Annotated in this window: 6 protein-coding genes; 1 reads left to right on the top strand and 5 read right to left on the bottom strand. The window is 63.4% G+C overall.

Annotation, left to right across the window (positions count from 1 at the left end; translation table 11 throughout):
• Both EOA27_RS22820 and EOA27_RS22815 read right to left on the bottom strand, forming a co-directional pair.
• Positions 1-450: ATP-binding cassette domain-containing protein (locus EOA27_RS22820; protein ID WP_127257242.1), on the bottom strand; the 450-nt coding region annotated here is incomplete at its 3' end.
• Positions 451-527: 77 nt separating this feature from the next.
• Positions 528-1,556, bottom strand: a complete 1,029-nt coding sequence (locus EOA27_RS22815) for a BMP family protein (protein WP_126081809.1) — start codon at positions 1,554-1,556, stop codon at positions 528-530.
• Positions 1,557-1,657: 101 nt separating this feature from the next.
• Here EOA27_RS22815 and EOA27_RS22810 point away from each other — a divergent pair, with 101 nt between their 5' ends.
• Positions 1,658-2,083, top strand: coding sequence for a hypothetical protein (locus tag EOA27_RS22810; protein WP_126081808.1), 426 nt, complete (start codon positions 1,658-1,660; stop codon positions 2,081-2,083).
• 37 nt (positions 2,084-2,120) lie between these two features.
• Here EOA27_RS22810 and EOA27_RS22805 read toward each other — a convergent pair whose 3' ends face one another.
• The 3 genes from EOA27_RS22805 to EOA27_RS22795 form a co-directional block, all read right to left on the bottom strand.
• Entirely contained in the window at positions 2,121-3,131 is a 1,011-nt protein-coding gene (locus EOA27_RS22805) for an ABC transporter substrate-binding protein (RefSeq protein WP_126081807.1), read from the bottom strand.
• A gap of 34 nt (positions 3,132-3,165) precedes the next feature.
• Complete coding sequence (locus tag EOA27_RS22800) at positions 3,166-3,981, bottom strand: ABC transporter permease (RefSeq protein ID WP_126081806.1); 816 nt, start codon at positions 3,979-3,981, stop codon at positions 3,166-3,168.
• The coding region (locus tag EOA27_RS22795) for an ABC transporter ATP-binding protein (protein WP_145970478.1) at positions 3,978-4,721 on the bottom strand (744 nt) is incomplete at its 5' end. The genes EOA27_RS22795 and EOA27_RS22800, both read right to left, overlap by 4 nt.

Here is a 4,721-nt window from a genome sequence, read left to right as displayed (position 1 = left end):
CGAAAGCTCCGACACCTTTGCGTGCAGCTTGACGCTGATGCCGAGGCTGCGGGTAATCTCGGCGACGCGCGCCTCCAGCTCCTCGGTCCTGGGCCGCTGCCACCAGGGCCCGCCGAGCAACAGGTTTTCCGCCACCGTCAGCGTCGGCACCAGCATCATGTGCTGGAACACCGTGCCGATGCCCAGCGCCAGCGCATGGCGCGGCGAAGTGATCGGCGTCGGCTTGCCGTCGACCAGGATGCGCCCCTCATCCGGCTGCTGCAGTCCCGACAGCATGCCGATCAAGGTGGATTTTCCCGCGCCGTTCTCGCCGAGCAGCACATGCACCTCGCCGGGACGGATCGACAGGTCGATGCCGTCATTGGCGACGATGCCGGGAAAGCGTTTGGTCACGCCTTCGAGCGCGACGATGCCGCGCTTGTCGGCAGGCGGTGAAGACAGACTGCTCATGAAAGTCCAGCACTGGAAAAACGGGAAATGTCCGGAGGGGAACCGATCGCCCCTCCGGAAGCCGACAGGTCGCCGCCTTACTGGGCGACGCTCGTCATCAGCGCCCTGACGGCGGCGGCGTCATAGACCGGATCGACCTTGATCTTGCCGGAGATGACGTCGTCGCGCACCGCCTGGATTTCGGACCATACCTTGTCCGGGATCGCGGCGGTCTTCAAAAGCTTCACCGAATCGTCCTGGAGGCCGATCGAATAGTGCTTGGTGCCGAACGTGTCCGCCTTGATATCGGCGATCATCGCGGCGTAGACCGGCTCGATGTTCCACACCACCGACGACAGCAGGAAGCCCTTGTCGATGGGCGACTTGTCGCCGATGACGTCGATGAAATAGACCTTCCCGCCGTCCGTGGCCTTGGTCGTCTCGACCGCCTGCAACATGCCGAAGCTGGAGCCGTTGCCCTGGCCGAAGATGATGTCGGCGCCGGAGGCGATCACGCTTTCGGTCACGCGCTTGCCACCCGCCGCGTCGCTGTAGGCGGCCGGGCCGATCACCGCATAGGTGATCTTGACGTCGGGGTTCTCGGCCTTCACGCCCTGCGCGAACGCCGCCGACTGCGAATTCCACGAAGGCGGTTCGCCGGACACGACGATGCCGACCGACTTCGAGCGCGACATCTTGGCGGCAAGACGGCCGGCGAGATAAGCGCCCTGGTGGCCGCTCAGCGTGTAGTCGGCGACGAGACCTTTCTCCAAGCCATTCGGCGTGTCGACGATCGCCACCGGAACCTTCAACTCCTTGGCGATTTCAGGCGCAGAAGTGTTGTAGCCGCTGGCATGCGCGATCAGCAGGCTGGCGCCGTCTGACGCGAGTTCGCGCAGCGTCGGACGAACGTCGCCATAGCCGAGGCCCTGGGCCACGACCACTTCGACGCCGGCTGCCTTGCCCGCCGCCTTGGCGGCATCGATGCCCTGCTGGTTCCAGCCGTAATCGGTGCCTTCTTCAGGCGTCAGGATGGCGATCGACTTGACTTCGCCAGCAAGCGCCCCGCCGAGCAAGACGCCGCTCAGTATAATTGCACTCACACTGCACTTAAGAAGCTTTAACATGTTACCCTCTCTGTTTGATTCACCAATCAATATTCTTGTTGTTATTGCGCAGAAGCGAGATAGACTGCCTGAGAAAAATTTACCCATGGAGCTCAGGCAAAGTGAAGATTCGTTATGTCCTCCCGGCGATGCTGGCGTTCACATCCTTCGCCAGCGCGGTCGAGTTGCACCATGTCATCGTCCGCAACGGCACCGATGGGCTCGACATGGTGCCGTTGACGATCTCGAATGCGGGCAATGAACGACTGTCGTGCAATGCCGACTTCGCCCACTGGTATTCGGCCGGGATTACGACGGTCGAGCCGGGCAAGAGCGCCCGTGTCGAGCTCTGGTTCGACCCGAAGACGGGCACGTTCACCATCCTCAATGACAAGCGCGAGAACCTGCCCATCGAACGGCTGTGGTGCGGCCTGTCGGGCCGTGCATATGCCACGCGGTCACAGATCACGCTCGACCGTGCCGACGCGGCCGAAGGGAAGCGCGCCGTGTCCTGCCGCATGGAGCAGGACAGGCTCGCGTGCCGGTAGGCGCCCATCGATCCGTCGGCCCGCGACATGGCGCGCCCTATTCCTTCGCCAGGAACTTGTCGGTGAAGACGTCGTCCGCCGACAGGGCCGCCTTGAGCACGCCCTGATCGGTGAGCGTCTTCAGCGTTTCCTCCCACTGCGTCTTCGTCATCCAGCCGAGGCCGTGTTCCTTGGTGTCGGGGCTGGTGAAGGTCGACGCGATGTCGGCGTTGATCTGCGCCAGCAGCACATCCTTCTTGTCCGCATAGCCTGGAGCCGCCTTGGCCGTGATCTCGGCGGCCTCTTCCGGATGGGCGACGACATAGTCGAAGGCTTCCCGGTAGGCTTTGACGAAGCGGGCAACGACATCCGGCTTGTCCTTGATCATCTTCTCGGAGGTGAACAGACCGGAGCCGTAGGCCTTCCAGCCATGGTCCGCGCCCATCATGATGCTGAGCGAGCCGGGACCGCCGGCCTTGGCCTCCAGCTCGGGAACCTCGGCGTCGACATAGCCGACCACAGTCTGGACCCGGCCGAGGAGAAGATAGCTCTCATAGGGCGGCGAGACGCTGTTCAGCGTCATGTCCTTCTCGGTCAGGCCATTGGCCGCGAGGAAGCCCTGGAAGAAGATGTAGGTCGAGCCGGCCGGATGAATGCCGATGGTGAGCCCCTTGAGATCGGCCGGCTGGGTGAGCTTCATCGTCTTGGCCAGCGAGATGATCGCCAGCGGCGAATGCTGGTTGACGGCGGCCACCGCGACCACCGGGACATTCTGCGACCGGGCCACGGCGAGCGTGGGAAGATCGCCGAAGCCGAAATCCGCGTTCTCATTGCCGACCAGCCGCATGGCGTCGGGTGAGCCTGAGCCCTTGCGGATTTCGGCGACGTCGATGTCGTTCTTGGCGAAGAAGCCTTTTTCCTTGCCGACGAAGAACATGGCGTGGTTGCCGCGCACCACCCAGTCGAGCTGGACGTTGACCTTGTCGGCCGCAAAGGCCGCGCCCGAGAAGCCGAGTGTCCCGACACACGCCGCAAGCGCGGCTGCCTTGATGAGTGAGCGTCTGAGCATTTTTGTTCCCTTTTTCATTGGTTTGAGAGCGGACCTACGACTGGCTGAATTTCGGCGCCCACGGCACCACGATGCGTTCGAGAATCTCGGCCGCGTAGTAGAAGGCGATGCCCAGCACCGACACGAGCAGCAGCGCCGCGAAGACCAGCGCGGTGTCGAGCTGTGTCGAGGCGAACTGGATGACGTAACCGAGCCCGTCCGAGGCGCCGGCGAATTCGCCGACGATGGCGCCGATGACGCTCAGCGTGGCGGCTATCTTGGTCCCGGCCATCAGGTTCGGCAGCGAATGCGGAACGCGTATCCTGAACAGGATCTGCGTCGGGCTCGCGCCGACCGAATTCATCAGCGACAGCAGCGAGCGGTCGACCGCCTGCATTCCCGCCAGCATCGACAACGTCACCGGGAAGAAGGCGATGACCAGGATCAGACCGATCTTGGGCGCGAGCCCGTAACCGAACCAGAGGATGAAGATTGGCGCCAGCGCCACCTTGGGCACGTTCTGAAACAGCACCACCAGCGGGTATAGCGCCCGCCCCAGCCAGTCGAAGCGCACGATGACCAACGCGATGGCGATGCCCACCACGACGGAGACAAGGAAGCCGAACAGGATCTCGCCCGCCGTCACCAGCGTCGCCTGCATCAGCGTTGCCCATTGCGCGACCAGCGATTGCGCGATCTCGGTCGGAGCAGGAATGATGAAGGCTGAGATGGCGAAAACTCGCACCACGGCTTCCCACACCACGATCGTCGCCAGCAGAAGGATGACCGCTGGAAGCCAGCTGCCTGTCGCCTGACTCCAGCTTGAGGCAACCCGCGACTCCGAGAGATTGGTGATGGGTTGATCGCTCATGACGCGCCTCCCGGTTGATGGCTGGCGCGCAGCATGGTGCGCAGTTGAACCACCAGCCTGACGAACTCGGGATCTTCCGTCACCGACAGATCGCGCGGATAGGCCAGCCCGATGTCGAGGCTTTCGGTGATCCGCCCCGGCTTGATGCCCAGCACGTGGACATGGCGGGACAGATGAATGGCCTCGTCGATGGAGTGGGTGACGAGCACGATCGTCTTGCCGGTACGCTGCCATATCTCCAGGAGCGACTGGCCCATCTGGTCGCGGGTAATGGCGTCGAGGGCGCCGAACGGCTCATCCATCAGCAGCACCGCCGGATCGAGCGCGAGCGCCCGCGCGATGGCGACCCGCTGGCGCATGCCGCCGGACAATTCATTGGGTCGCTTGTGGGCGCTGTCCCCCAACCCCACCAGTTCCAGCATCTCCTGGCCGCGTGCCCGCAACTCCGCACGCGAGAGCGACTTGTCTGCAATGCCGAGCAGCATCGATGCGTTGTCGACGGCATTCTTCCAGGGAAGCAGGTTGGCCTCCTGGAAGACGAGGCCGATCATGCGCTTGCGCGCCGCCTCGACTGGCGAAACCCCAGCGATCGAAACGCTGCCGCTTGTCGGATCGACGAGCCCGGCCAGAATCTTGAGCAAGGTGCTCTTGCCGCAACCGGAAGGGCCGATGAGGGAGACAAACGATCCCTTCGGTACCGAAAGATTGATGTTTTGCAGAACCAGTTGCTTGGCCAGCGT

Source organism: Mesorhizobium sp. M2A.F.Ca.ET.037.01.1.1, from assembly GCF_003998075.1.
In the GTDB taxonomy this organism is placed as follows: Bacteria; Pseudomonadota; Alphaproteobacteria; order Rhizobiales; family Rhizobiaceae; genus Mesorhizobium.
Note: the sequence above shows the minus strand (reverse complement) of the source record. Positions and strands in the feature narration are given on the sequence as shown.